The sequence below is a fragment of the Thiolapillus sp. genome, from assembly GCF_048562965.1.
Lineage (GTDB): Bacteria > Pseudomonadota > Gammaproteobacteria > Chromatiales > Chromatiaceae > Thiolapillus > Thiolapillus brandeum_A.
Map to the genome: position 1 here is coordinate 1 of NZ_JBHNMF010000689.1, position 1609 is coordinate 1609.

The 1609-nt window shown below is 50.3% G+C and carries 2 protein-coding genes; both read left to right on the top strand.

The window, feature by feature from the left end; translation table 11 throughout:
- The first annotated feature begins 57 nt into the window (after nucleotides 1-57).
- Nucleotides 58-450 (top strand): HIT family protein, encoded by a 393-nt coding sequence (locus tag ACOCD2_RS19200; protein ID WP_293653118.1) that lies wholly within the window; start codon nucleotides 58-60, stop codon nucleotides 448-450.
- Nucleotides 443-1561, top strand: a complete 1119-nt coding sequence (locus ACOCD2_RS19205; protein WP_293653116.1) for an HNH endonuclease domain-containing protein — start codon at nucleotides 443-445, stop codon at nucleotides 1559-1561. The genes ACOCD2_RS19200 and ACOCD2_RS19205 overlap by 8 nt, the downstream gene beginning before the upstream one ends.
- Nucleotides 1562-1609 lie beyond the last annotated feature (48 nt).

Below are 1609 nucleotides of genomic sequence, written 5' to 3' on the forward strand. Positions count from 1 at the left end.
ACTAGCTACTCTACCTATGCACCCAGTTAATTGCCCATCCACCTCGTGGAGCAGAATTTGAATCGCGACTATTCAGGATGCCCGTTCTGCCATCTGCCGCAAAAACGTATCCTGTTGTCCAATGCCTACGGCATAGCAATACGAGACGCCTATCCAGTTTCTGTTGGCCATACCCTCATCCTGCCACACCGCCATGTCGCATCCTTCTTCGAAATCAAGCCTGAAGAAAGAATGGCACTTCTTGATCTGCTGGATGAGGCGCGCATCACATTGGATAAGCTGAATCGGCCCGAAGGATACAACATCGGCATAAACGACGGCATTACAGCGGGACAGACTATTTCTCATCTACACATCCATCTCATTCCCCGTTACAAAGGCGACCTCCCCGATCCTCGCGGAGGAGTGCGTTGGATTTTTCCAAAAAAGGCCAAATACTGGGATGACTGACCTGCCTCACGTACCAGAGCTTGATATAAGGATCCTGTCCCGTGTTTTTGGCAATGTGACCAACTCCTACAAAATTCTGTTTTTCCAAGCTCTACTGGCAGTCTCGCGGCGCGAGATAAACGACAAGCAACTGGTTGTGGACATCGATGACATCGGTGTGGAAATGCTGGCCTTGGCGTGGTACCCACATATTTACTTCCGCCTGTCTTTTGGCCTGCAAGATCAGATCGGCTTAGTGTTGGACTCCCTGGATTTTGGGGTCGGCTCTCACTCAGCGGCGGGCAACGCAGAAACTCAACAACGACTTCGTCAGGCTATCGCGGATCAGTGGAACCGGATCGGTGGCCCGAAATTGCTTCGCTATGTTCCTTTTCGGCTGTTATCACCTTTTTTCGAGGACCGTCTCCGGGGAATTCCGGATGGCCAGAAAAATACGCAGATTGCCGAACTATCACAGCAACACTTCGAAGAACGGAAACCACTATACAGCCTAGGAATTGAAGGGCGCCATCTTCAGCTGCACCCACAATGGCACCGCTATCTGCGCGATAATGCTTCCATCGTCGAAGGTTGGGCCAAGTGGCATTGGACACGCTATTTGCAAACCCGTAACCCGAATGTACCTGCAATCCCGGAAAAACTTTCACCACCATCTGTCCGAACGACTTTGAACGCTCCCAGAGCCTATTGGCGCCAAGTACTGGAAGCAGAAAGGTTCAATTGCATCTACTCGGGATGCCAACTACATCCAGACGAATTCGAACTGGATCATTTCATCCCCTGGTCTTTCGTCTGTCACGATCGACCGTGGAACCTGATCCCAGTAACCCCCCGTGTCAATGCAATGAAAAGCAACTGGCTGCCCGATAAAAATTATGTCTCAGCATTCATCGACAGCCAGAACCACTGGCTTCGTGTGTGGCGTGAAACAGTGACTGAGCGCAAATGGCATCGAACTACAGAACCGTATCTAATGGACCTTCATCTAACACACGAAGCACTGCTGGAAGAGGATTCGCTCAAGGAAGCCTATGAGAATGTTCTGAGCCCCCTTTTTCAGCTCGCAAAACAGATTGGTTTCAAGGGCAACTGGATTTATCAGCGTTCGTAACGCCAGTATGAAAATAATCTGGGCTCCTCAGCAGAATTTGTGGGTAGC